The sequence below is a fragment of the Pseudomonas sp. S2_H10 genome (assembly GCF_054668285.1).
This window is the reverse complement of the sequence record NZ_CP162754.1, coordinates 6,431,652-6,454,731: the sequence shown is the minus strand read 5'-3', so window position 1 is coordinate 6,454,731 and position 23,080 is coordinate 6,431,652. Positions and strand designations below refer to the sequence as shown.

Here is a 23,080-nt window from a genome sequence, read left to right as displayed (position 1 = left end):
GGTGTTCTGAAGATTGTGGTCAGGGCGGATCAAGCTGATCCAGCGCGCGATTCACCGCCAACTCCCCCAGCATGATCACCTGCGCAATCCCCAGCAGCGCATTGCGGCTCGTCCCCTCCAGATGATCCACCAGATCGGTCGCCATGACATTGGCCGAGGCCAGCGATTCGCAGGCGTGCACCAGCAAGGTTTCGAGATTGAGGTCGGGATTGACGATGAACATCGTGCCCGGCTTGCGCGGCGTCGCCATGATGTGGCGGCCAGGGTTGAGATCGAAGCTTTCGTACGGGGATGCCGGATCGGAGTCCGGCGGATTGGGTGTGACTTTGAACATAGTGAAACTCCTTGTACCGTCAAAAGGAGCCATCACTCTCACGCTACCAAACGTTGGGTGGTGGCCATACGCAGGTTGGTAGACCGGGTACAAGGAAACCGGCGCGCCCGAAGGCGCCCTGTGCATGGCCACCATAAAGCAGAGCAGAAAAACGCTGCTGACAGTGACGCATTGCACCTTGTTACACCGGGCTACCAAACCCGATCACTGAAGTTTTCCAGCGACCGGCAAACGATAAAACCCAGCCCCAAGGCGCACAAGCCGGCGGATTCTGGCGTACCTGTAGGCAACGACGCAAGCTGGTGTAGCTTGCGGGAAGTAACGCTGACAGCGATTAAACATACGTGTCTCAGCCTTGAATTTACGTGGCTTGCCCACGTTGAAATTCCCAGGACCGCAGAGGAAATATCTGACGTATTTTTAAGGTTGGCGGCCGGAAGCTTGAGGTTTAACTTGGCCGCGCTGATCAGGGATAGCAATTTCTCGCCTGATGCGGGCGTTCTTTCAGGCATTCAGGGTGAAACGATTACATGCGCGAGACAAGGGTCGAGAAAGGCAATTACCCGATTGGCGACATTTGGCGCTATGATCGCGTCAAATGTCGCATAGAGGTAAACGGTATGCCCGCCGTCAAAAATGAAGTCGTAGGGACAGAGACAAAGCGTGTCACCCGCAAGCCTACTGAAGTGCTGCTACATGGCCGTAGTGGCGATACACGCATGTTGATCATCCGATACACGCAAGAAGGCTTTGACCTGAGTGACGTCAGGGACATGATTTCCATATCCGGCCTGTACATGGAGCACGACCTTGTTCAGCGCATTACCGGGAAATCCCTGAGGACGGTGCAGCGCCTGGCAAAGGAGACCCAGCCGGTTCGGCTGAACCAGCAGCAAAGCACTGTCGCCTTTCAGTACGCACAGGTACTCGAACACGCCATCAATGTGTTTGGCGATCAGCAGTTGGCTGAGGACTGGCTGAAGAAACCCTGCAAGTACCTGGAGGGTCATATTCCGCTGGAACTGATCGACAACTCGCTGGGTTTCCAGGTGGTAGAGGACTACCTGACCCGCATTGAACACGGGGTTTATCAATGAATCCTTTGCCTTGGGATGGGAAGTGGCACGCTTGGCGTCTGGACCGTGCGGTTTTCAAGGACACATGGGATAGCGGCATTGGTGCGCAACAATCCGGCGGCCGATGGAATCCTCCTGGCCGCCGGGTCATTTACGCTTCGGCCGACCCGGCTACGGCGATTTTAGAGGTCGCCACCCACGCAGGCTTCGATACTCTCGACAGGGTGCCTTATGTGCTGACGTGTTTCGAAGTTCTGGATTCGAATGTCATCAAGGTTGTTCAGCCCGAAGACGTGCCGAACCCCAACTGGCTCATTCCATCTGAACTCTCGCCCAATCAACAGCATTTTGCTGATGAGCTACTGGCGCAACATCCATTCGTGCTTATTCCGTCTGCAGTTACGCGCCACTCCTGGAACCTGCTGGTTAGCTGTGATTTGGCCGCGGATCAATTCAAGCTTGTTTCGCAGGAGCGTTTTGGACTGGATACCCGTTTGCTGAAATGAACTCGAATGTCGACTTGGCCTACCAGTACTAAAATGCAGCATTCGCGTGTGATCTCTACACCTCACCGCCTACCGAACGTTTGAACCATTCCCCTCCTATCCCCCAAGGGATATATACACCGCAAAACCCCCATTGCTAGTTTGGCCCCCGACGCACTGATTCATCACTGCAAGGGAGCCCGCCTCGTGAACAACACCCCGCCAAGCGATATCGAATTCTGCAATGTGGTCAAACGCTATGGCGAGGTGCAGGCCGTCAGCGGTCTGGATTTTGCGGTGCGGCGTGGCTCGTTTCATTCCTTTCTCGGTGGTTCGGGCTGTGGCAAGACCACCACCCTGCGCATGATCGCCGGCTTCGAGCAGCCCACCAGCGGCGAGGTGCGCCTGGCCGGTAAAAACGTGGCCGGTGTGCCGGCGTTCGAGCGGCCGGTGAACATGGTGTTCCAGCATTACGCGTTGTTCCCGCATTTGACCGTGGCGCAGAACATTGCCTATGGCCTGCGCTATCGCACCCCTCGCCCGGACAAGAAACAGCAACTGCGCATGGCTGATGAGGCGCTGGAGATGGTGCGCCTGAGCGGCTTCGGCCAGCGCAAGCCGAGCGAGCTTTCCGGCGGCCAGCAACAGCGTGTCGCCCTCGCCCGCGCCCTGGTCAACAAGCCGACGGTGTTGCTGCTCGACGAGCCGTTGGCCGCGCTGGACCGCAAGCTGCGCAAGGAGATGCAGTCGGAGCTGCTGCGCCTGCAACGTGAAGTCGGCATCACTTTCGTGCTGGTCACCCACGACCAGGAGGAAGCCCTGTCGATGAGCGACAGCATCAGCGTGATGCACAACGGGTCGATCATCCAGACCGCCACCCCGGAACAACTCTACGAAGCCCCGGCCAGTCGCTACGTGGCTGACTTCATCGGCGAGTCCAACCTGTTCGACGGCACCGTGCGCCAGCTCAACGGCAACTCGGTGGTGCTGCGCACCGAGCAAGGGCTGGAACTGACCAGCCCGCTCACCCCCACCGGCAAGGGCCTGAGCGCCAACGCCGCCGGTTGCATCGCGGTGCGCCCGGAGCTGATCAGCATCGCCGGCGCCAATGCCGAGATGAGCCGCGAAGTGAAGCTGCCGGGCTGCGTCGAAGACCGCATCTACCTGGGCAACTCCACCGAATACCGCGTGCGCACCCAGGCCTTCGGCGTGGTCTGCGTGCGGGTGCCGCGCCAACAGGATCACGGCGCCAATGCATTCGAACACGGCGCAGCGGTTCGCGTCGGCTGGGATCACGCCAATGGCCTGGCCATGGCGTTGTAAATCATCGATTCGTTTCATCAACCGGATGTGGAGCGTGCTATGGACCAGAAGACTTTTATAAAAACCCTGCGCAGCTGGCAGAACGGCTCGATCAGCCGCCGCGAGTTCCTTGGCCGCACGGGCCTTGGGATCGCCGCCGCCGTGGTCGCCACCAACATGCCCGGCCTGCTGACCTCCAGCGCCGAGGCCGCCGAACAAGCCAAGCTGGGTGATCGCCTGTCGCTGGCGACCTGGCCGAACTACCACAGCCAGGAAAACCTCGACGCCTTCGGCAAGTCCACCGGCGCCCGGGTGTCGATGAGCGTGTTCGGTTCCAATGAAGAAATGCTCGCCAAATTGCAGGCCGGCGGCAGTGGCTGGGACGTGTTGGTGCCGACCAACTACACCATCAGCACCTACGTCGGCCTGGGCCTGATCGAGCCGCTGGACCTGTCGCGCATTCCCAACTTCGACGCCTCGGCGTTCCAGCAGAAGTTCATGGCCCAGGGCACGGTGGACGGCAAGGTCTACGCGGTGCCGAAAAACTGGGGCACCACCGGCATGCTCTACGACAGCGGCAAGCTGAAAAACGGCCCGACCAGCTGGAAGGAATTCTGGGCCGCCGCCCAAGGCCCGGCCAGCGGCCGGACGATGGTCCACGACTACCAGTTGACCGCCATCGGCAACGCCCTGAAAAGCTTCGGCTACAGCTTCAACTCCCTGGACCCGAAAGAATTGGCCGACGCGGAAAAACTGCTGATCGAGGTCAAGCCGCACCTGTTCGCGATCAACTCCGACATCCAGCCGTCGATGCGCAGCGGCGATGCCTGGCTGGCGATGTCATGGACCGGCGACGCTTCGCAACTGCACCGCGACAACGCGCAAATGCAGTTCGAGCTGGGCAAGGAAGGTGGCGAGCTGTGGAGCGACTTTTTCGCGATTCCGAAAAGCTCGGAGCACAAGGACGCCGCCTACGCCTTCATCAACTACCTGCTCGACCCGCAGCACAACAAGCTGGAAGTGTTGAGCCATGGCTACCCGAGCGGCGACAAGCGTGTCGACGCGCTGCTGCCGGTGGCGATGCTCGACGACCCGATCATGTACCCCGCCGCCGAGGCCCTGAGCCCGCTGGAGTTCGGTGCCGCCGCGACGCTGACCAGCCCGGCGCGCGCCGAACTGATGGCGCGTTTCAAGTCCGCCTGATCGCCTGACAATGGCCAATGAGGAGTCACCCATGAATGCCGCCGCCCACCCGCAAACGGTGCAGCCGGGCCATGCCCTGGCGGTCGAGGTGCGCCAGCGGCGCAGCCTCGGCCGACGCATCACCCTGCTGATGCTCTTGCCTTCGACCCTGTGGTTCCTGCTGCTGTTGTTGATGCCGCTGGTGATCATCATGGTTTTCAGTTTCGGCGAGCGCAGCGCCGTGGGCGGCTATGCCGGTGGCTTCACCCTGGCCAACTACCTGAACCTCGGCTCTCGCGGCGCGGCCTTCAGCAACACACTGATGCTGGCGCCGCTGGGCACCCTGGTATGCCTGGTGGCGGCATATCCGCTGGCGTATTTCCTCGCGGTCAAGGTCAGCAGGAATCGCTCGCTGTTGCTGACCCTGGTGATCGTACCGTTCTGGACCAGTTTCCTGATCCGCACCTATGCGTGGATTTTCATCCTCAGCGGCAAAGGCATTCCGGCGCTGCTGGCCAGTCTGGGCCTTGAGGATGTGCGGCTGATCAACACGCCGTGGGCGGTGCTGATCGGCATCGTCTACGGCTACCTGCCGCTGATGGTGTTCCCGATCTACGTCAGCCTGGAAAAACTCGACAAGCGCCTGCTCGAAGCTTCGGCGGACCTGGGTGCCAGTGCCTTCGAAAGCTTCCGCCGGATCACCCTGCCGCTGTCCGCGCCGGGGATCATCACCGGGGTGATGCTGGTGTTCATCCTGTTGATGGGCGAGTTCCTGATCCCGGCCATTCTCGGCGGCGGCAAGGTGTTTTTTGTCGGTAACGCGCTGGTCGACCTGTTCCTGCAATCGCGCAACTGGCCGTTCGGCAGCGCGCTGGCCATGACGCTGGTGGCGATGATGCTGCTGATTATCGGCCTGTACTTGAAACTCGTGGCGCGCTACGGCGGCCGCCCTGCCGACGGAGGCCTGTGACATGTGGCTGCGCAGCTATTCGACTTCGCTGTACCTGTTTCTCTACGCGCCGATTGCCTTGATCGTGCTGTTCAGCTTCAACGCCGGGCGCAGTGGCCTGGCGTTCCAGTGCTGCTCGGTGCAATGGTTCGGCACCGCGTTCGGCAACCCGTTCATCATGGAAGCCCTGGGCAACAGCGCGCTGATCGCCTTCAGTTCAGCAGTGATCGCCACACTGTTCGGCACCCTCGCGGTGTTCGGCTTGCAGCGCTGCGGCAGCAAGGTGCGCATGCTGTTCGATGCGCTGACCTACTGCGCGATCATCGTCCCGGGCATCGTCATCGGCATCTCGACACTGATTGCCTTCATCAGCCTGTTCGACCTGATCAACCCGCTGCTGGCGAGCTGGTTGCCGACGGTGCCGAAGTTGAACATGGGGTTCTTTACGGTGATCGCCGCGCATTCGTTGTTCACCATGGCGCTGGTGATGGTGATCGTGCGCAGCCGCGTCGACTCGCTGGACAAGGCCTTGCTGGAAGCCTCGGCGGACCTGTACGCGCCACCGATGGACACCTTCTGGCGGGTGACCCTGCCGCAGATCAGCCCGGCGATCATGGCCGGGTTCCTGCTGGCGTTCACCTTCAGCTTCGACGATTTCATCATCGCGTTTTTCGTCGCAGGTTCTGAAACGACGCTGCCGATCTACATCTTTTCGTCGATCCGCCGTGGCGTGACGCCGGAGATCAACGCGATTTCCACGGTGATCATCTGCGTATCGCTGGCCCTGCTGTTCACTTCCCGCCATCTGCAAAACCGCCGCACCGGCGTCCAGGAGTCGCACCATGCGTGATCAGCTCTACATCAACGGCGAATGGGTCAGCCCGGACCTGGGCGGCTATCTGGACGTGATCGACCCGGCCACCGAGCAAGTCTTCCACCGCGTGGCGGCAGGCACTGAAGAGGATGTCGACCATGCCGTGCGCGCGGCCCGGCGGGCCTTCGACAATGGCTGGGGCCAGACCAGCGGCGCCGAGCGCGCGCAGTGGCTGGAGGCGCTCGCCGATGAACTGGAAAGTGGCCAGCAGACGCTGGCGGAACTGGAAGTGCGCGACAACGGCAAGCCATTGCCCGAAGCACAGTGGGATATCGGCGATGCGATTGGTTGCTTTCGTTACTACGCCGGATTGGCCCGTGAACTGGACCAGCAGCAGGATCAGCCGCTGGCCTTGCCGGATGAGCGTTTCCGTTGCCGCATCCGCCACGAACCGATTGGCGTGGCCGGGCAGATCATCCCCTGGAACTACCCGCTGCTGATGGCCGCGTGGAAGGTCGCGCCAGCTTTGGCTGCCGGGGCCACCGTGGTGTTGAAACCGTCCGAGCTGACGCCGCTGACCGCCCTGGAATTGGCGGCCGCCGCCGATCGTATCGGCTTGCCGGCCGGGGTATTGAACCTGGTCACTGGCCTCGGCCCCGACGCCGGCAGCCCGCTCACCGAGCACCCCGGCGTGGACAAACTGGCCTTCACCGGCAGCGTGCCCACCGGGGCGAAAATCATGTCGGCGGCGGCGCGGGACATCAAGAACATCAGCCTGGAACTGGGGGGCAAGTCAGCGTTCATCGTGTTCGACGACGCCGATGTCGAGGCGGCGGTGGAGTGGATTCTGTTCGGGATTTTCTGGAACCAGGGCCAGGTGTGCAGCGCCACATCGCGCCTGCTGGTACAGGAAAGCATCGCCCCGCGCCTGATCGAACGGCTGGTGGAAGAAACCCGCAAGATCAGCATCGGCCCCGGTATGCAGCCTGGGGTTCTGCTCGGTCCGCTCGTGAGCCAGAGCCAGTACGACAAGGTGCTCGGTTTCATCGACCAGGGCCTGGCCAGCGGCGCCCGCTTGCTCACCGGCGGTCGGCGACCAGCGCATCTGGCCGAGGGTTATTTCGTCGAGCCGGCAATCTTCGACGAGCCGGGCCACAGCAGCATTCTGTGGCGCGAGGAAGTCTTCGGCCCGGTGCTGTGCATCAAGCGCTTCAAGAACGAAGAGCAAGCGGTGCAAATGGCCAACGCCAGCCGCTTCGGCCTGGCCGCCGCCGTGATGAGCGCGGACCTGCAACGCACCGCCCGGGTCGCCAACCAGCTGCGCGCCGGGATCGTCTGGGTCAACTGCTCGCAACCGACCTTCGTCGAAGCACCCTGGGGCGGCATGAAACACAGCGGCATCGGCCGGGAGCTGGGGCAATGGGGGCTGCACAATTATCTTGAGGTCAAGCAGGTGACCGAGTACGTCAGTGACCAGCCTTGGGGGTGGTACTTGAAGTAAAGCTGTCTGGCAGACCGTGGTGCCTGCATCGCCAGCAAGCCGGCTCCTACAGTAATCGGCATCTGACACAAACTCTATGTTCACTGAAGATCCACTGTGGTAGAGGACGGAATCAAATTCTGCGTGCGATGAAGATCCCTGTGGGAGCTGGCTTGCCAGCGATGAGGCCATCACATCCAAAATAAATGGCGCCTGACCCACCGCATTCGCCGGCAAGCCGGCTCCTACAGGTCCGGTGGCAGGCTTGTGGCAATGGGCTCACAACGGGTAGTTTGAACGGCCTGCCCTTCAAGACACGCCGGAGTTGATCAATGCGCATCGCCTTGCTGTCCGACATGCACCTGTCCGTCAACGCGATCCCTTTTCCCGCCGTGGAGGCCGATATCGTCGTGCTCGCCGGTGACATCGCCCGGCCGGCCAAGGCCATCGAGTGGGCCAGAGCCTGCCCGGTTCCGCTGTTGTACGTGGCGGGCAATCACGAGTTCTATGGCAGTGACCTGGTCTCCACCTACGAACAGTTGAACAGCCTGGCGCAAGGCACCCGGATCCACGTTCTGGAACGTTCGGAGTACGTCCACGACGGCGTGCGCTTTCTCGGCTGCACGCTGTGGTCTGACTATCGCCTTCTCGACAGCCCTGAGGACAGGGCGCTGGGCATCGATCTGGCGACCCAACTGATCCGTGACTTCAGCCACATCAGGATTGCCCCCGACTTTCCAGATCTGTTCACGCCCGCCATTTCCCAGTTGGTGTTTCTGCAAACGGTCGCCTGGCTGGAAGACTGCTTCACCCGCGACAGCAGCACGCCCACGGTGGTGGTCTCTCACTTCGCCCCGACACGGTCGAGTATCAGCCCGACCTTTGCCGGTTCGCCGATCAACTCAAGCTTCGTCTCGGACCTCGAAGCACGGATCAAAGCCTGGCAGCCGGCGCTGTGGCTGCATGGCCACACCCATGGCAGCTTTGATTATCAGGTGGGCAACACCCGTGTGATCTGCAACCCCCGGGGATACGCCAAGAATGGCATCAATGAAAATCCTGATTTCGATGAGGCCTTCGTCATCGATCTGTATTTCTGAGGTAACTCTCGGGTCAACAGCACCGCGTATTGCACTTGCCCCGGCCAAAACGCGCCTCCTGACGCTCACGGAAAAACATCTCGTAGCTCATGACCGGTTCGCCCGGACGGTTGCGGGCCATCTGTGCCACGTAGTTGTCGTATTCGGGAACGCCGACCATCAATCGGGCGCTCTGGCTGAACAATCTGACGAACTGCTGCAATTTGCGGAACATGGCGGATCTCTCTGTGCGCGTGGGACCTGGCCCATGAAACCGCGCCCATGTATCTGCAATGTGTCCGGATCCGGCGCCTTTGTATGTTCAAGTAGCCAGGCTCGCGCCCGATGCAATGCCGGCAACCCGCTACACTTTCCTCGCTCCGCCGCTGCACCCGAGCGGCCATGACCCCTGACTTCTGATCTGGAGGTATCCCATGAGCGACAGCAGCGAACTCACTACATTTACCGGCTGGGCCGCCACGGCAGCCGGCGCGCCACTGGAACCCTACAGCTACGATCCCGGTCCGCTGGGCAACGATGAAGTGGAAATCGCCGTGGAATATTGCGGCGTGTGCCACTCCGACCAGTCGCTGATCGACAACGATTGGGGCATCAGCCAGTACCCGTTCATCCCCGGCCACGAGGTGGTCGGCCGTATCGTGCGCGCAGGTGCCCAGGTGCGCGGTCTGGAAATCGGGCAACGGGTGGGCATCGGTTGGTACAAGGGCAGCTGCATGCATTGCACGTCGTGCATCGAAGGTTCGCATAACCTGTGCAGCACGGTGCAACCGACCATCATCGGCAGCAACGGCGGCTTTGCCGACCGCATCCGCTCGCACTGGGCCTGGGCCCTGCCGATTCCGGCCGGACTCGACCCGGCGATGGCCGGGCCGTTGTTCTGTGCCGGCTCGACCGTGTTCAACCCGCTGGTGGAATTCGGCATCAAGCCCACCGACCGGGTCGGCGTGGTGGGCATCGGCGGCCTCGGTCACCTGGCGCTGCGCTTCCTCAATGCCTGGGGCTGCGACGTCACCGCCTTCACCTCATCGCTGAGCAAGCAGGACGAAGCCAGGCGCCTGGGCGCGCACAAGGTGGTCGCCTCGACCGACAGCGATGCGCTCAAGGCGATTGCCGGTACCCTGGATTTCCTGCTGATCACCGCCAACGCCAACCTCGACTGGACCGCCATGCTCGCCACCCTGCGCGGCAAGGGGCGCCTGCACTTTGTCGGCATCGTGCCCGACGCCATACCGGTGCACGTGTTCAACCTGATCCCCCAGCAAAAGGTCATGTCCGCCTCACCGGTCGGCTCACCGGCCAACACGGCGATGATGCTGGAATTCTGCGCCCGCCATCAGATCCTGCCGCAGGTCGAGATGTTTCCCATGAGCCGGATCAACGAAGCCGTCGATCACTTGCGCAGCGGCAAGGCGCGCTACCGCGTGGTGCTGGATGCCAGTCAGTGACAGGTGACGATGCGGCGGCGCATTTGAATCCATCGCCAGCAAGCCGGCTCCTACAGGTATTGCACGGTCCCTTGTAGGAGCGAGCCTGCTCGCGATGGACGTTAACGATAACGCGTGCAACCTGGATAAACGCGGCGCACTTGAATCCATCGCCAGCAAGCCGGCTCCTACGGATTGGCTGCCTGCGCAGGCGCCACTGGCATGTGCGGGTCATTCCAGGTGAATCGATAGGCCTTGCTGGACTCTTGCGGCAGGCATTTACCGTTGTCGGCCTCCAGGCCCACGATCGACCATTTCGCCCGGGCGTTTTCCCCCAGTTCACGGGCCGCTTCGGGTTTGAAGCACTGGTTCAGCACCTCATCCGGCACCAGCGCATAGGCCTTGGGATGTTCGCGCAGATACAGGGCGGCTTTTTCGATGGTTGAATAGTCCATGCCGAAATGCACGATCGGCTGACGGGCGAACAACCAGTGCCCCTCCTCCCAGTTGACCAGCACCAGATCGGCGCCTCGGGTCATGCTCGCAGCCTGGGTCATGAGCACCTGATCAACGTTGCTGCCGTCCCTGAGCGGTTCGATGAATCCACGGGCGAACCACAACGCGAACCAGGTCGCCAGCAGTGCCGGGAATACCCGACGCAAACGCGGATGCCGTTTGAACCAGCGCTTGAGCAGCCACGGGATCAACGGTGCGGCGACCAGCACCAGCCCGGGCAGCGCCGGGTAGATGTACAGCTTGCGCTTGCCCGTGCTGATACAGAAAAACAGCACCACCAGCGCCACCCAACCGAGCAATACCAGGACCCGGCCATCGCGCTTTTGCAACTGCCGTCGCCAGGCCGGCACCAGCCATGGCAGCACCAGCACCAACGGCAGCCAGTACTGCGGAATCACCTTGGTGAAGAAATACCAGAACGGTTCGCGATGATGCCACGCCGCGGCATAGCGGCCGGCGGTCTGGCGCAGGAGGATCTCCCGCGCATAGGCAACTTCATCGGCGCTGCCATTGAAGAAAATGGACAAGGCCAGGGGCAACAGCCAGATCGCGATGGCACCCAGCATCACTGCAAACCCCAGCAACCACTTGCGCGTTTCGCCGGGCATGGCCACCACGCCAGGCCAGCCTTTGCGCACCGCATAGGCATACGGGATCAGCATCAGCGCCGGCAGGAAACCCACACCCTTGGTGATCACGCCAATGCCCATGGCCGCGCAGCCCACGTAAAACCAGCGCCACGCCGGGCCCAGCAGCAGGTGGCGCGCCAGACCGTACAGGCCCAGGGAGGTGAACAGAATCAACAGGCTGTCGATCTGCCCGGTGCGCAGGATGCTGTAGGTCTGGTACGTCGCCAGGTACAGCAGCGCAGCGTTGCGCCCGGTACGTTGGGTCCACAGGCGACGGCCCAGGTCATAGACCATCGCCGTGACCGTCACCGCCGAAAACAGTCCCGGGATATAAAGCGCGATGTTCGGCTTGCCGGTCAGCCAGGTGAAAAACGCCACTGTCCACATGAAAATCGGCGGCTTGTCGCCGTAGATCTCGGCGGCCCGGTGCGGGATCAGCCACGAGCCGTTTTGCAGCATCTCCAGGGCGACGCCGAGGAAGCGCTCTTCGTCCACGTTCTGCGCCTGACGCAACCCCAGCCCCGCGCCGATCAACAACAGGGCAAGCAGCATCAGCCCCAGGCACTCGACCCGGGGCGACAAGGATCTATGCATGGTTCATTCCTTCACGCTGCGGCTTTTGGCAATCAATTGCAGGTTGCGAAAATAGACGATGGAGCCAAAGGCCTGTCCGGCGATGAACACCGGATCCTGACGGTAGATGGCGTAGGCCAGCAGCAAGGAGCTGCCGACGATGCTCAGGTACCAGAAGCTGGTCGGGATCACGCTGCGCTTTTTGTACTCGCTGTACAGCCATTGCAGGACAAAGCGCCCGGTAAAGGCGATCTGGCCGGCAAAACCGACCACCAGCCACAGGGTTTCACGGGTCAGCATCATCCTTCGAGCTCCTGGGCGATGGTGTTCAGCCGCGTGCGCTTGATCAGCCACCAGACACCGATCAGGTCAAGAATGCCGACCAGCGCGCGGTCGAGGTTGCCGTATTTCGACACCCCGGCCGTGCGCGGCCGGTGGTTGACCGGGTGCACGATCATGCGCCCGTTGTGACGCTGGATCAGCGCCGGAATGAAGCGATGCATGTGGTCGAAGTACGGCAGGCGCAGGAACGCCGCGCGCTCGATCAGCTTCAGGCCGCAACCGGTGTCCGGGGTGGCGTCCTTGAGCAGGCGCCGGCGCAGGTTGTTGGCGAAACGCGAGGCGTAGCGTTTGCTCGCGGTGTCACGACGATTGACCCGGTGCCCGGCGACCAGTTGCACGTCGACCTTGCCCGGTTCGCCACGCACCAGCGCGAGCATGCCAGGAATGTCCGCCGGGTCGTTCTGGCCGTCGCCATCGAGGGTCGCCAGCCATTGCCCGCGAGCCTCCCGTGCCGCGTGATAGAGCGAGGTGCTCTGCCCCAGCGAACGTTCGTGATGAAGGATGCGCAAGGTGTCCAGACCGTCGTGGCGGATCTGCCGCAGTTCATGCAGGGTTGCATCGGTGCTGCCATCGTCGACGACGATGATTTCGTAGGATTCATCGGCCAGCGCCACACGGATTTCCTCGAGCAATGGCTTGAGGTTGTTCGCTTCGTTCTTCGCGGGAATCAGTACGGATACAAAAATGTCTTGGCTCATGGAGTCTCTCTCGCCTTTTTGTGATTTTTTCGAGATCAGAGGCGAACGCTTCAAATCCGGTAGAACTGCCGATACCACTGCACAAATTCTCTTACGCCGGTTTCCAGCGTCACCTGCGGGCTGAAACCCACCCACTCGGCCAGTGCCGAGACATCGGCCCAGGTCTTGACCACATCGCCGGCCTGCATCGGCAGGTAGTTGCGCCGGGCCTGCTGATCCAGCGCCGACTCCAGGCACTCGACGAAATCCAGCAACGCCACCGGCATGCCACGCCCGATGTTGAACAGCCGGTTGACCCCGGTAGCCGTGCCTTGCGGCACTGCAGGTTTTGGGCGCAACCGGGCGATGGCTTCGACAATGTCGTCGACATAAGTGAAGTCCCGCGACATCCGGCCCTGGTTGTAGATGTCGATGGGCAGGCCCTTGAGGATGGCGTCGGTAAACTTGAACAGCGCCATGTCCGGGCGACCCCACGGGCCATAGACGGTAAAAAAGCGCAGGCCGCTGGCTTTAAGGCCATACAAATGGCAGTAACTTTCAGCCAGCAATTCATTGGCGCGCTTGCTCGCGGCATAGAGCGAAACGGGATGATCGACAGGGTCCTCGACACTGAACGGCATCTTGCTGTTGGTGCCGTACACCGAACTGCTCGAGGCGTAGATCAGGTGCCCGGGACGATGGTGCCGGCAGGCTTCCAGCACATTGAGGAACCCCACCAGGTTCGATTGCGCATAGATGTCCGGGTTGTCCAGCGAGTAACGCACCCCGGCCTGGGCGGCCAGGTGTATCACCTCGGTAAAACCGTAGTCCTGAAACAGGCTCATCAATGCCGGTTTGTCGACGATGTCCATTTTCCGGAAGCGAAAACCCGGCAATGCCTCCAGCACCTTTAGGCGTGCGTGCTTGAGTTCCACGTCGTAGTAGTCATTGAGGTTGTCGATACCGACGACGTCCTGCCCCTCGCGACACAGGCGCCGGACCGTATGAAAACCAATGAAGCCGGCCGCACCGGTGACCAGGACGGTCATTCGTTGCGCGCCGGCGACTGCGCCGTGATCGGCGCGAGATGAGTGATCCAGACCAGCTTCATGTGCAGTTCCTGCTTATGGCGTCATTGCACGCACGGTTGCGTCATGAAGCTTATAAAACAGGAACATTTCAGTTTGGATAACGCCGTACTCGACCGCTGCAAAAAACCCTATCTGGCCGATCCGGCGTGGGGCTTGTAAAACCGGAACAGACCGATATCCACGGTCCTGATGTATTCCTTGGCCCAATCCGGCTTGACCGTACGATCATGGAAATACAAGGCACCCTGGGTGCGATCCGGCAGTTCCTTGTTCAGGGCCTTGCGCGCGATTTCCTTGGCCATCGCGTAAGGCACTTCTTCCTGGACCGAGTCGGATTTGCCGTCACACCACCAGGAGAACTGGCAACTCTTGCTCTCCGAACCCTGCTTGACCACTTTGCACACCGTGTCCGGAAAGCCCTCGTGGCCCAGGCGATTCATCACCACGTTGGCCACCGCCTCCATGTCGGCGGAGTCCTTGCCCTTGGCTTCCCAGTAGATCGACCGAGCCAGGCACGTGATCGCATCGTCCAGCGGCGCGGCACCCGCCGGGTCAACGGCCTGGACTTCGGACTGGGTAATGGCATCGGCCTTGGGAGTCGTTGCGGAGCCTTTATTCTCGGCGGCCTTCTGTTCCAGCACCTCGGCCTTGTTCTCGGCCGACGCCTGTTTTTGCTCTTGATCCGAAGCGAAAACCGGGCCGGCAAGCAACGTGAGGGCAAGGCAGGTGGCGATCCAGTGGAGGCGCATGATCGATCTCACTCGGTGAGCGGTTCGATTCAGTGTAGTAGTGAAATGATTGCACCCGCCCCACTACACTTTGGATAAATCCGTTGTCTTACACGGGGCAACTTCGCGCATCATGGGCGCAATCTGCTCAAGGGGGATTTTCATGGGTTACATCTCATCCGCACTGCGTTTGGCCGGTTTGTCACTGGGCCTGGTATTCGCCACCAACGCCATGGCGGCCGACGAAGCGCAATTGATCGAATCGATCAACGTCTACCGCAGCCAACTGCAGCGCTGTGCCGGCCAGGTCTCATCGGAGTTGCCGCCGCTGTCGGCCGACCCGCGCCTGGTGCTGTCCGCCCCGAGCATCGGCAACCTGCAGCAGGCCATGGCCACTGCCGGTTACCCGATGAAGAACGTGCAGGCCATCAGCCTGTCCGGGCCTCGCGATGCCGCCTCGGCGATGAAAGCGATTCAGGAGAGTTTTTGCCAGATCGTCCTCGACCCGCAATTCGTCGATGTCGGCGTCAGCCGCCAGGACCGTGAATGGCGCATCGTGGTCGCACGGCCATTGTTGAGCGCACGCCTGGGCGACGCGCAGGCCGAAGGCCAGAAGCTGCTCACCGAACTCAACGCAGCCCGCACCCGGCCACGCCAGTGCGGCGCGCAATCCTTTGCCGCCGCACCACCGCTGGCCTGGAACGCCACGCTGGCCAGCGCCGCCGAAGGCAACTCGCGCTCCATGGCCAACAACAACTATTTCGACCACAAGGACCGCGACGGCCGCACCCCGGGCGACCGCGCGGAACTGGCCGGGTATAACTTCCAGCAGATCGGCGAAAACATCGCCGCCGGGCAGGATACCGCACACAAGGTGGTAGAAGGCTGGCTGACCAGCCCCGGCCACTGCGCCAACCTGATGAACCCGCAGTTCCGCGAACTGGGCGCGGCGTACGCGACGGATCCGAAGAGCGATGCGGGGATTTACTGGACGGCGATGTTTGGGGCGCAGTGAGCAATTTGGCGAATTTCTTTACGGCGAGGTAACAAAATGACAAGCATCCCGATAGGTTTGATTGCCGGATTGATACTGGCGCCGATGATACTGACTTGTTTTGCTGTCGCATTCATCGCACACAAGTACGTTGACTCGATCGAAGAGCGTCTACCCAATTGCTCTTTTATAAAAACCACCAGAGACGCATTTTCAACTGACGGTCTGGTCGGCAAGGTCATGCGCGGTGGTGTTATTGCCTTGGTATTGATGATGCCTGGACTCAGCGCTCGAAGAGGCGTTGTTGATGCCAAAGAAGTGGAAAACCTTCCAAGGCACTACAAGAATCTTTTGATAATTCCGGTGATTATTTTGTTCGTTTTGTTTTTTTCCCTGATCGCACTCAGGGTTTCAACCTACTTCATAGGGAGCCATTGAAACGTACTAAAGAATCAAGTCCGTTCTGGAAAAATCACACCGCCTGCCCAACAAAAAACCCGGAGACCCATCGTGGGCTCCGGGTTTCATTTTTCGCAGTGAACCTCAGTGGCTACTCATCCCGACCGCATGCATCAACCTCCGCAACGCCCCCGCCACCACCCCCAACGCAACCACACTGCCCAGCCAGTTTTTGGTATCAGCGATCAGCGCACCCCAACCAGCGGCGGCACCTTTGTAGGGTTTGTAGCGGTCGACTTGAGACATGGTACTTCTCCGTGTCAATGCACACCGGCTTGGACCGGATTCAGGTCATTGTTCGAATTGACGGAGAAAGCATATGAATGGCGTTTAAATATTGTCTAATCGCTATTTATGACAGCATTATCCAAACGCTCCATCACGATTTTTTAACTTTATTTTCAATTACTTGAAATAACTTTAGGCTCATTTACCACAAAATAAAGTTCATCATAGATCCGGTCGATCACCCGGTCACTAATAGTGATTGGACGCCCGTTAAAGTTGCTCTTAGCTTGCGCTCAACAAATCCGTTATTAACAGAATTCGCATCTGTAGGAGCGAGCCTGCTCGCGATGGACCCAAGGGCACCGCGCTCAACCAGAAAGCCCGCGTAATCGTTAACGACCATCGCGAGCAGGGCTCGCTCCTACAGGTTTTTCGGATATTCATTCAATGCGTGCGGTTCCAAGCGAGGGTGTCATGTCAGAACGAGTCCTGATCGATGGGTTTGCAAGGCGCGTGGACTATCTGCGGATGTCGGTCACCGACCGCTGCGATTTCCGTTGCGTCTATTGCATGGCCGAGGACATGCAGTTCCTGCCGCGCCAACGGGTGCTGACCCTGGAAGAGATTTACCAACTGGCACAAAGCTTCGTCGCACTGGGCACCCGCAAGATTCGCCTCACCGGCGGCGAGCCGCTGATTCGTCCGGGCGTGGTGCAACTGTGCGAGAAGATCGCCGCCCTGCCCGGCTTGCGTGAGCTGTGCATGACCACCAACGGTTCGCAGTTGGCCCGATTGGCCGGGCCGCTGTTCGACGCCGGGGTCAAGCGCCTCAACATCAGCCTCGACTGCCTGGACCCGCAACGTTTTCGCGAGCTGACCCGCACCGGTGACCTGGCGCAGGTGATCAAGGGCATCGACGCGGCCAACCAGGCCGGTTTTCGCAACACCAAGCTCAATTGCGTGGTGATGAAAGGCCGCAACGACCATGAGATCAATGATCTGGTGAGCTTCGCCATCGACCGCAACCTCGACATCTCCTTCATCGAGGAAATGCCGTTGGGCACCATCCACGAGCACAGCCGCGCCGAAGCGTTTTTCGCAAGCAGCCAGGTCCGCGAGCGCATCGCCGAACGCTACACTTTGATTGATTCCGCCGAGTCGACCCAGGGGCCGTCGCGCTACTGGCGCCTGGCCGAGGCGCCGCAGATTCGCCTGGGGTTCATCTCGCCCCACAGCCACAACTTTTGCGACACCTGCAATCGGGTGCGGCTGACCGTGGAAGGACGTCTGCTGCTGTGCCTGGGCAATGAGCACTCGGTGGATCTCAAGGCTGTGTTGCGCAGCCAACCCGGACAGCCCGAGCGCCTGGAAAAGGCCATTATCGAGGCGATGAAACTCAAGCCTTATCGACACAACTTCGAAGTGAACGACGATGTCCAGGTGGTTCGCTTCATGAACATGACGGGCGGCTGAAACCCATGATCGTGAGACCCAAACCCAACCTGATCGGCGTGCTGACGTCCCTCAAGGGTTCGATTGCCAAGCGCATCGCCTGGCGCAGCCTGATGGTGACGCTGCTCGCCTCGGCCATCGTGCTCATCGAAACCTTGCACCCCAGTTACTTTTCCAAGGTCAGCGCCACGCCCTTCACGCTGCTGGGTTTGTCGCTGTCGATCTTCATGAGCTTTCGCAACAACGCTTGCTACGACCGCTGGTATGAAGCACGCAAGGCCTGGGGCGATGTGATCGTCGAGGTCCGCTCGATGATTCGTGAAACCCTGGTGATCAAGGACACGGATGAACGGCATACGATCCTCAGCAACCTGTGCGGCTTTGCCCATGCCCTGAACGCGCGGCTGCGCCAGGAAAACGAAATGGCCGCCAGTGGCGACTGGCTGCAGCCGATGCCCAAGGGCAACTCCACGGACGTTACCGGACAAATACTGATGCAGGTCGGTCAGCAGTGCTCGACACTCAACGAATCCGGGGCGATCAACGACTGGCGCTACACGCTCATGGCCAATCATCTGACCAGCCTGACCCATGCCCAGGCCGTCTGTGAGCGGATCAAGAACACCCCGCTTCCCTTCCCCTACACCCTGTTGCTGCACCGCACCATCTACCTGTTCTGCATCCTCCTGCCGTTCGCCATGGCCGAACCCCTGGGCTGGCTGACGCCGATTTTCACGGCGATTGTCAGCTACACCTTTTTCGGCCTGGATGCGATTGCCGATGAACTGGAAGACCCGTTCGGCCGCGACGAAAACGACCTGCCCACCGACGCCATCGTGCGCAACATCGAGCGTGATGTGCTGACGGCTCTGGGCGTGACGGAGTTACCGCCACAACTGGAGCCGGTGGATTTTGTGTTGACCTGATTTTCAGGAAACACACAAAACCTGTGGGAGCGGGCCTGCTCGCGATGGCGGTGGGTCTGCCAACACGCGCCGCCAGGGCCCGATGGCACTGGCACAAACTCCGCCTGAAGCGTCTATCCAACGCGCTCGCGCGTAGCTACAGTCCCGGGTTCAACGCTTATCTGCGCAAGGAATTTCCGCTTGAGCCCGACACCCTCCCCGATCACCGGACAGGCTGTGCCACCCCCGCGCACTATCAGCCTGCGCGAAGCCTTCCTGTTCTGGCTCAAGCTCGGTTTCATCAGTTTCGGCGGGCCGGCCGGGCAGATTTCGATCATGCATCAGGAACTGGTCGAGCGCCGGCGCTGGATTTCCGAGCGGCGCTTTCTGCACGCGCTCAACTACTGCATGTTGCTGCCCGGACCCGAGGCCCAGCAGTTGGCGACTTACATCGGCTGGCTGATGCACCGGACCTGGGGCGGCGTGATCGCAGGCGTGCTGTTTGTGTTGCCGTCGCTGTTCATCCTGATTGCCTTGTCCTGGGTGTACATCGCCTTTGGTGACGTGCCCGTGGTCGCCGGACTCTTTTACGGGATCAAGCCGGCGGTCACTGCCATCGTGGTCCAGGCCGCTCACCGCATCGGCTCGCGGGCGCTGAAGAACGGCTGGTTGTGGGGCATCGCCGCCGCGTCCTTCGTGGCCATCTTCGTGCTCAATGTGCCGTTTCCGTTGATCGTGCTCGGTGCGGCGGTCATCGGTTATTTCGGCGGACGGCTGGCGCCGCAAACGTTCAGGACCGGTGGCCACGGCGCGACGAAACAATCCTTCGGCCCGGCAGTGATCGACGACGACACGCCACCCCCTGAGCACGCCCGCTTCAGCAGTTTGAAGCTGGCGCGGCTGGCGGTGGTCGGGGTGATTTTGTGGACGCTGCCCATGGCCATGCTCACCGCACTGTTCGGCTGGGAAGGCACGCTGACCCAGATGGCCTGGTTCTTCACCAAGGCCGCGCTGCTGACCTTTGGCGGCGCCTATGCCGTGCTGCCGTACGTTTATCAGGGCGCGGTCGGTCACTATGGGTGGCTGACGCCGACACAGATGATCGACGGCCTGGCGCTGGGCGAAACCACGCCAGGTCCGTTGATCATGGTCGTTGCCTTCGTCGGTTTCATCGGCGCGTACGTGCAGCAGGTCTTCGGCCCGGACCAGGCGTTTGTCGCCGGTGCCATCGCCGCCACGCTGGTGACCTGGTTCACCTTCCTGCCTTCGTTCCTGTTCATCCTCGCCGGGGGCCCACTGGTGGAGTCGACGCACAACGAGCTCAAGTTCACCGCGCCGCTGACGGCCATTACGGCCGCCGTGGTCGGCGTGATTTTCAATCTGGCGTGTTTCTTTGCCTACCACGTGCTCTGGCCCAAAGGCTTCGAGGGACAACTGGACTGGCCTTCGCTGCTGATCGCTCTGCTGGCGGGCATTGCGCTGCTGCGTTTCAAGCGCGGGGTGATCGAGGTGTTGATCGGCTGCGGGCTGATCGGCCTCGGGATTCACCTTGCAGGTTGAAGGGCGACCCCCTACTATCCAGCATCCCCGGAGGCTTCGGCCTCCAACGTTGTCCGCAGCCGGAAACACGCGCATGAAGCGTATTGTCAACCTGCCCATGGCCTTGCGCCGCTCGAAACTGCGTCATTCCGCACGTCCGCCGGATAGCGCCCTGCTCGCCTGATTGGCGGGCCCCCTCCTTCGCTATCCCTGCCAATGCTCAGACGCTACAGCCCCCCTGTGGGAGCGAGCTTGCTCGCGATTGCGGTGTGTCATTCAACATTGATATCGAATGATCCACCGCAATCGCGAGCAAGCTCGCTCCCACAGGTTCCGCGGTCGCCTGACCGGCATTGGTTGATCTCCTTTTGCGTGGACACCGACATGACTCAACGTTGCAATTCCTACTACACCGCCACCCTCAACCAGGACACGGACTACCCGACGCTGCAAGGCCGGCACCGGGTTGACGTGGTGATCATCGGCGGCGGTTTCACCGGCGTGGCCACCGCCGTCGAACTGGCGGAAAAAGGCCTGAAGGTCGCTATCGTCGAAAGCCACAAGATCGGCTGGGGCGCCACCGGGCGCAACGGCGGCCAGGTCACCGGCAGCCTGTCGGGTGACGAGGCCATGCGCAAACAGATGCGCCGGACCCTCGGCGATGAAGTCGACGATTTCATCTGGAACCTGCGCTGGCGCGGGCACCAGATCATCCAGCAACGCGTGGAAAAATACGCCATCGCCTGCGACCTCAAGCACGGCCACCTGCATGCGGCGTACAAACCGGCGCACATGGTCGGCTTGCGCAAGGATTACGAAGAGGCCGTGCACCGTGGCATGGGCGATGAAGTCAGCCTGCTCGACCGTAGCCAGGTGCGCGACCTGCTGCAAAGCGACCTGTACCACGGCGCGATCAAGAACACGCGCAACATGCACCTGCACCCGCTCAACCTGTGCATAGGCGAAGCTCGCGCCGCCGAAAGCCTGGGCGCGCTGATCTTCGAAAACAGCGAAGTGCTGGAAATCATCCACGGCGACAAGCCGGGTGTACGCACCGCCCACGGGCACATCGACGCCAACCAGGTGCTGCTGGCCGGCGATGTCTATCACAAACTGGAACCAGGCAAGCTCAAGGGCAAGATTTTCCCGGCCATGGGCGGCATCGTCACCACCGCGCCGCTGGGCGAGCTGGCCAAACAGATCAACCCCGAAGACCTGGCGGTCTATGACTGTCGCTTCGTGCTCGACTACTACCGCCTCACCGCCGACGGTCGCCTGTTGTTCGGTGGCGGCGCCAACTACAGCGGCAAGGATTCACGGGACATCGCCGCCGAGCTACGCCCGTGCATCGAGCAGACCTTCCCGGCGCTCAAGGGCGTGGCCATCGACTACCAGTGGAGCTGCGCGATGGGCATTGTGATCAACCGCATCCCGCAACTGGGCAAGCTGTCGGACAACGTCTGGTATTGCCAGGGCTACTCCGGCCACGGCATCGCCACCACCCACATCATGGGTGAAATCATGGGTCGGGCGATCACAGGACAATTACAGCAGTTCGACACCTTCGCCGCCTGCCAGCACATCCGCGTGCCCATGGGCGACCTGCTGGGCAACCCGATGCTCGCCGCCGGCATGTGGTACTACCAGATGCTTGAGCGGTTGCGCTGAGGTTGTTGGCCAGCACATATGGAGGTTGATTGTGCTGGCCCCATCGTCGGATCGCCGCCCGGAGCAAGCCCGCTCCCACAGGGATCTTCGGTGTTCGCACAATTTGTGCTTCACATTGCCCACTGTGGGAGCGGGCTTGCCCGCGATGGGGCCGGCACATTCTATACAGCTCTCAAACCTGCACCACCTCAATTCCCAGCCCCCGGTAATCCTCGACATTCCCCGACGCCACATGCCGCTCGGTGATCAGCGTGTGCACGCGCTGACAGGGCGCGACGACAAAGGGTTCCACCGCGCCGAGTTTGTCCGCCGTGGTGACCGCAATCACATGGGACGCACAATCGAGCATCGCCTGTTTCACCGGCACTTCATCAAAATGCAGTGAACTGAGACCCACCTGTGGGTGTATCGCACAAACCCCGGTAAACAGCAGGTCGGCCTTGATCCCCGCCAGCAACCGCAGGGTTTCGTGGCCGCTGGCCGACATCGTCGCCGGGTTGAGCTGACCGCCGGCCAGGATCACCTTGATGCCCTTGTATTCAGACAGGGTAATGGCCGTCATCGGCGATGCGGTAACCGCGGTGATGACGATGTCCGCCAGCAGCGCACGTGCGATCTGCAAGGTGGTGGTGCCGGAATCGAACACCACGATCTGACCGTCCTGCACCTGTCGCGCCGCCAGTTGCGCCAGATGGGTTTTCACCTCGTCGGTCTCGCTGATCCGGGTGAAGTAGTCCTTGCCCGTGTCCTTGGGTCGCGGCAACGCCCCGCCGTGCACCCGCTGCACCAGGCCGGCGCTGGCCAGGTCCGCCAGATCGCGGCGGATGGTGTCTTCGGACACGGCGAAATGCTGGCTCAACTCCGAGGCCATGACCTTGCCGTCACGCTCGAGGATCAACAGGATTTTTTGCCGGCGCACTGACGGAAGTTCGGCAGCGGAATGATTGTCATGCATGTTTTTGCCCGCTTGTGCGTGTAATTGCACGTTTCACGAGGATATCCGCAACCGCAAGCAAAGACAACGAACCGGCCGGGTATCATTTCTTTCGATCTTTCAAATCATTACAGCGAATTTTTTATTTTTTCGTGACCTGTTCAAGATGGCGCCGTCTCTCATGCTTTGGATGGAAACC

At 61.0% G+C, this 23,080-nt stretch carries 24 protein-coding genes; 15 read left to right on the top strand and 9 right to left on the bottom strand.

Going from position 1 to position 23,080, the window contains the following annotated elements; translation table 11 throughout:
- Positions 1-19: 19 nt before the first annotated feature.
- Entirely contained in the window at positions 20-334 is a 315-nt protein-coding gene (locus AB4O16_RS29290; protein ID WP_460156511.1) for a DUF6124 family protein, read from the bottom strand.
- Between the two features lie 620 nt (positions 335-954).
- Between AB4O16_RS29290 and parS the strand changes: the two genes are divergently transcribed.
- The 8 genes from parS to AB4O16_RS29250 all read left to right on the top strand — a co-directional run bounded on the left by parS (position 955) and on the right by AB4O16_RS29250 (position 8,722).
- Complete coding sequence (parS, locus tag AB4O16_RS29285) at positions 955-1,431, top strand: type II RES/Xre toxin-antitoxin system antitoxin (protein ID WP_103393764.1); 477 nt, start codon at positions 955-957, stop codon at positions 1,429-1,431.
- The gene (locus AB4O16_RS29280; protein WP_160387871.1) at positions 1,428-1,916 is read left to right on the top strand and encodes an RES family NAD+ phosphorylase; all 489 of its coding nucleotides are present in this window, start codon (positions 1,428-1,430) and stop codon (positions 1,914-1,916) included. Before parS ends, AB4O16_RS29280 begins: the two co-directional genes overlap by 4 nt.
- Before the next feature lie 186 nt (positions 1,917-2,102).
- Entirely contained in the window at positions 2,103-3,218 is a 1,116-nt protein-coding gene (locus AB4O16_RS29275; RefSeq protein WP_460156510.1) for an ABC transporter ATP-binding protein, read from the top strand.
- A 39-nt stretch (positions 3,219-3,257) separates the two neighbouring features.
- Positions 3,258-4,400, top strand: coding sequence for an ABC transporter substrate-binding protein (locus AB4O16_RS29270; RefSeq protein WP_460156509.1), 1,143 nt, complete (start codon positions 3,258-3,260; stop codon positions 4,398-4,400).
- A gap of 31 nt (positions 4,401-4,431) precedes the next feature.
- On the top strand, positions 4,432-5,349 hold the full coding sequence (locus tag AB4O16_RS29265) for an ABC transporter permease (protein ID WP_460156508.1): 918 nt from the start codon (positions 4,432-4,434) through the stop codon (positions 5,347-5,349).
- Position 5,350: 1 nt separating this feature from the next.
- Positions 5,351-6,178, top strand: coding sequence for an ABC transporter permease (locus AB4O16_RS29260; RefSeq protein WP_110659223.1), 828 nt, complete (start codon positions 5,351-5,353; stop codon positions 6,176-6,178).
- On the top strand, positions 6,171-7,643 hold the full coding sequence (locus AB4O16_RS29255; RefSeq protein ID WP_460156507.1) for an aldehyde dehydrogenase family protein: 1,473 nt from the start codon (positions 6,171-6,173) through the stop codon (positions 7,641-7,643). The genes AB4O16_RS29260 and AB4O16_RS29255 overlap by 8 nt, the downstream gene beginning before the upstream one ends.
- A gap of 311 nt (positions 7,644-7,954) precedes the next feature.
- Entirely contained in the window at positions 7,955-8,722 is a 768-nt protein-coding gene (locus tag AB4O16_RS29250) for a metallophosphoesterase (RefSeq protein WP_460156506.1), read from the top strand.
- Between the two features lie 13 nt (positions 8,723-8,735).
- On the opposite strand, the gene AB4O16_RS29245 is transcribed toward AB4O16_RS29250, so the two are convergent.
- Positions 8,736-8,936, bottom strand: a complete 201-nt coding sequence (locus AB4O16_RS29245) for a YbdD/YjiX family protein (protein ID WP_008001923.1) — start codon at positions 8,934-8,936, stop codon at positions 8,736-8,738.
- 199 nt (positions 8,937-9,135) lie between these two features.
- Here AB4O16_RS29245 and ahr point away from each other — a divergent pair, with 199 nt between their 5' ends.
- Positions 9,136-10,167 carry an NADPH-dependent aldehyde reductase Ahr gene (ahr, locus tag AB4O16_RS29240; RefSeq protein WP_460156505.1) on the top strand — a complete coding sequence of 344 codons (1,032 nt, stop codon included), beginning with the start codon at positions 9,136-9,138 and terminating at the stop codon, positions 10,165-10,167.
- A 167-nt stretch (positions 10,168-10,334) separates the two neighbouring features.
- Here ahr and AB4O16_RS29235 read toward each other — a convergent pair whose 3' ends face one another.
- From AB4O16_RS29235 to AB4O16_RS29215, 5 genes are all read right to left on the bottom strand, one after another.
- A complete protein-coding gene (locus AB4O16_RS29235; RefSeq protein WP_460156504.1) occupies positions 10,335-11,885 on the bottom strand; it encodes an ArnT family glycosyltransferase in 1,551 nt (516 codons plus the stop codon).
- Positions 11,886-11,888: 3 nt separating this feature from the next.
- Positions 11,889-12,167 (bottom strand): lipid-A-disaccharide synthase N-terminal domain-containing protein, encoded by a 279-nt coding sequence (locus AB4O16_RS29230; RefSeq protein WP_007976061.1) that lies wholly within the window; start codon positions 12,165-12,167, stop codon positions 11,889-11,891.
- A complete protein-coding gene (locus tag AB4O16_RS29225) occupies positions 12,164-12,904 on the bottom strand; it encodes a glycosyltransferase family 2 protein (protein WP_460156503.1) in 741 nt (246 codons plus the stop codon). The genes AB4O16_RS29230 and AB4O16_RS29225 overlap by 4 nt, the downstream gene beginning before the upstream one ends.
- Positions 12,905-12,954: 50 nt before the next feature.
- Entirely contained in the window at positions 12,955-13,932 is a 978-nt protein-coding gene (locus tag AB4O16_RS29220; protein ID WP_160387880.1) for an NAD-dependent epimerase, read from the bottom strand.
- 170 nt (positions 13,933-14,102) lie between these two features.
- A complete protein-coding gene (locus AB4O16_RS29215) occupies positions 14,103-14,723 on the bottom strand; it encodes a cell wall hydrolase (protein ID WP_460156502.1) in 621 nt (206 codons plus the stop codon).
- 142 nt (positions 14,724-14,865) lie between these two features.
- On the opposite strand from AB4O16_RS29215, the gene AB4O16_RS29210 reads away from it, so the two are divergent.
- Together AB4O16_RS29210 and AB4O16_RS29205 are read left to right on the top strand one after the other, a co-directional pair.
- Positions 14,866-15,717, top strand: coding sequence for a CAP domain-containing protein (locus AB4O16_RS29210; protein ID WP_460156501.1), 852 nt, complete (start codon positions 14,866-14,868; stop codon positions 15,715-15,717).
- A 36-nt stretch (positions 15,718-15,753) separates the two neighbouring features.
- Positions 15,754-16,134: a hypothetical protein gene (locus AB4O16_RS29205; RefSeq protein WP_460156500.1), complete on the top strand. Its 381-nt coding sequence runs from the start codon at positions 15,754-15,756 to the stop codon at positions 16,132-16,134.
- Between the two features lie 105 nt (positions 16,135-16,239).
- Here the strand turns inward: AB4O16_RS29205 and AB4O16_RS29200 are convergent, their stop codons facing one another.
- Positions 16,240-16,401 (bottom strand): DUF2474 family protein, encoded by a 162-nt coding sequence (locus tag AB4O16_RS29200; protein WP_460156499.1) that lies wholly within the window; start codon positions 16,399-16,401, stop codon positions 16,240-16,242.
- Between the two features lie 456 nt (positions 16,402-16,857).
- Here AB4O16_RS29200 and moaA point away from each other — a divergent pair, with 456 nt between their 5' ends.
- The 4 genes from moaA (at position 16,858) to AB4O16_RS29180 (ending at position 21,947) form a co-directional block, all read left to right on the top strand.
- Positions 16,858-17,856 (top strand): GTP 3',8-cyclase MoaA, encoded by a 999-nt coding sequence (gene moaA / locus AB4O16_RS29195; RefSeq protein WP_460156498.1) that lies wholly within the window; start codon positions 16,858-16,860, stop codon positions 17,854-17,856.
- Between the two features lie 5 nt (positions 17,857-17,861).
- Positions 17,862-18,761 carry a bestrophin family protein gene (locus tag AB4O16_RS29190; protein ID WP_253560340.1) on the top strand — a complete coding sequence of 300 codons (900 nt, stop codon included), beginning with the start codon at positions 17,862-17,864 and terminating at the stop codon, positions 18,759-18,761.
- A gap of 180 nt (positions 18,762-18,941) precedes the next feature.
- Positions 18,942-20,300 (top strand): chromate efflux transporter, encoded by a 1,359-nt coding sequence (gene chrA / locus AB4O16_RS29185; RefSeq protein ID WP_460156497.1) that lies wholly within the window; start codon positions 18,942-18,944, stop codon positions 20,298-20,300.
- Between the two features lie 363 nt (positions 20,301-20,663).
- Positions 20,664-21,947 (top strand): NAD(P)/FAD-dependent oxidoreductase, encoded by a 1,284-nt coding sequence (locus AB4O16_RS29180; protein WP_160387894.1) that lies wholly within the window; start codon positions 20,664-20,666, stop codon positions 21,945-21,947.
- 172 nt (positions 21,948-22,119) lie between these two features.
- Here AB4O16_RS29180 and AB4O16_RS29175 read toward each other — a convergent pair whose 3' ends face one another.
- On the bottom strand, positions 22,120-22,902 hold the full coding sequence (locus AB4O16_RS29175) for a DeoR/GlpR family DNA-binding transcription regulator (protein ID WP_460156496.1): 783 nt from the start codon (positions 22,900-22,902) through the stop codon (positions 22,120-22,122).
- Positions 22,903-23,080: the final 178 nt, after the last annotated feature.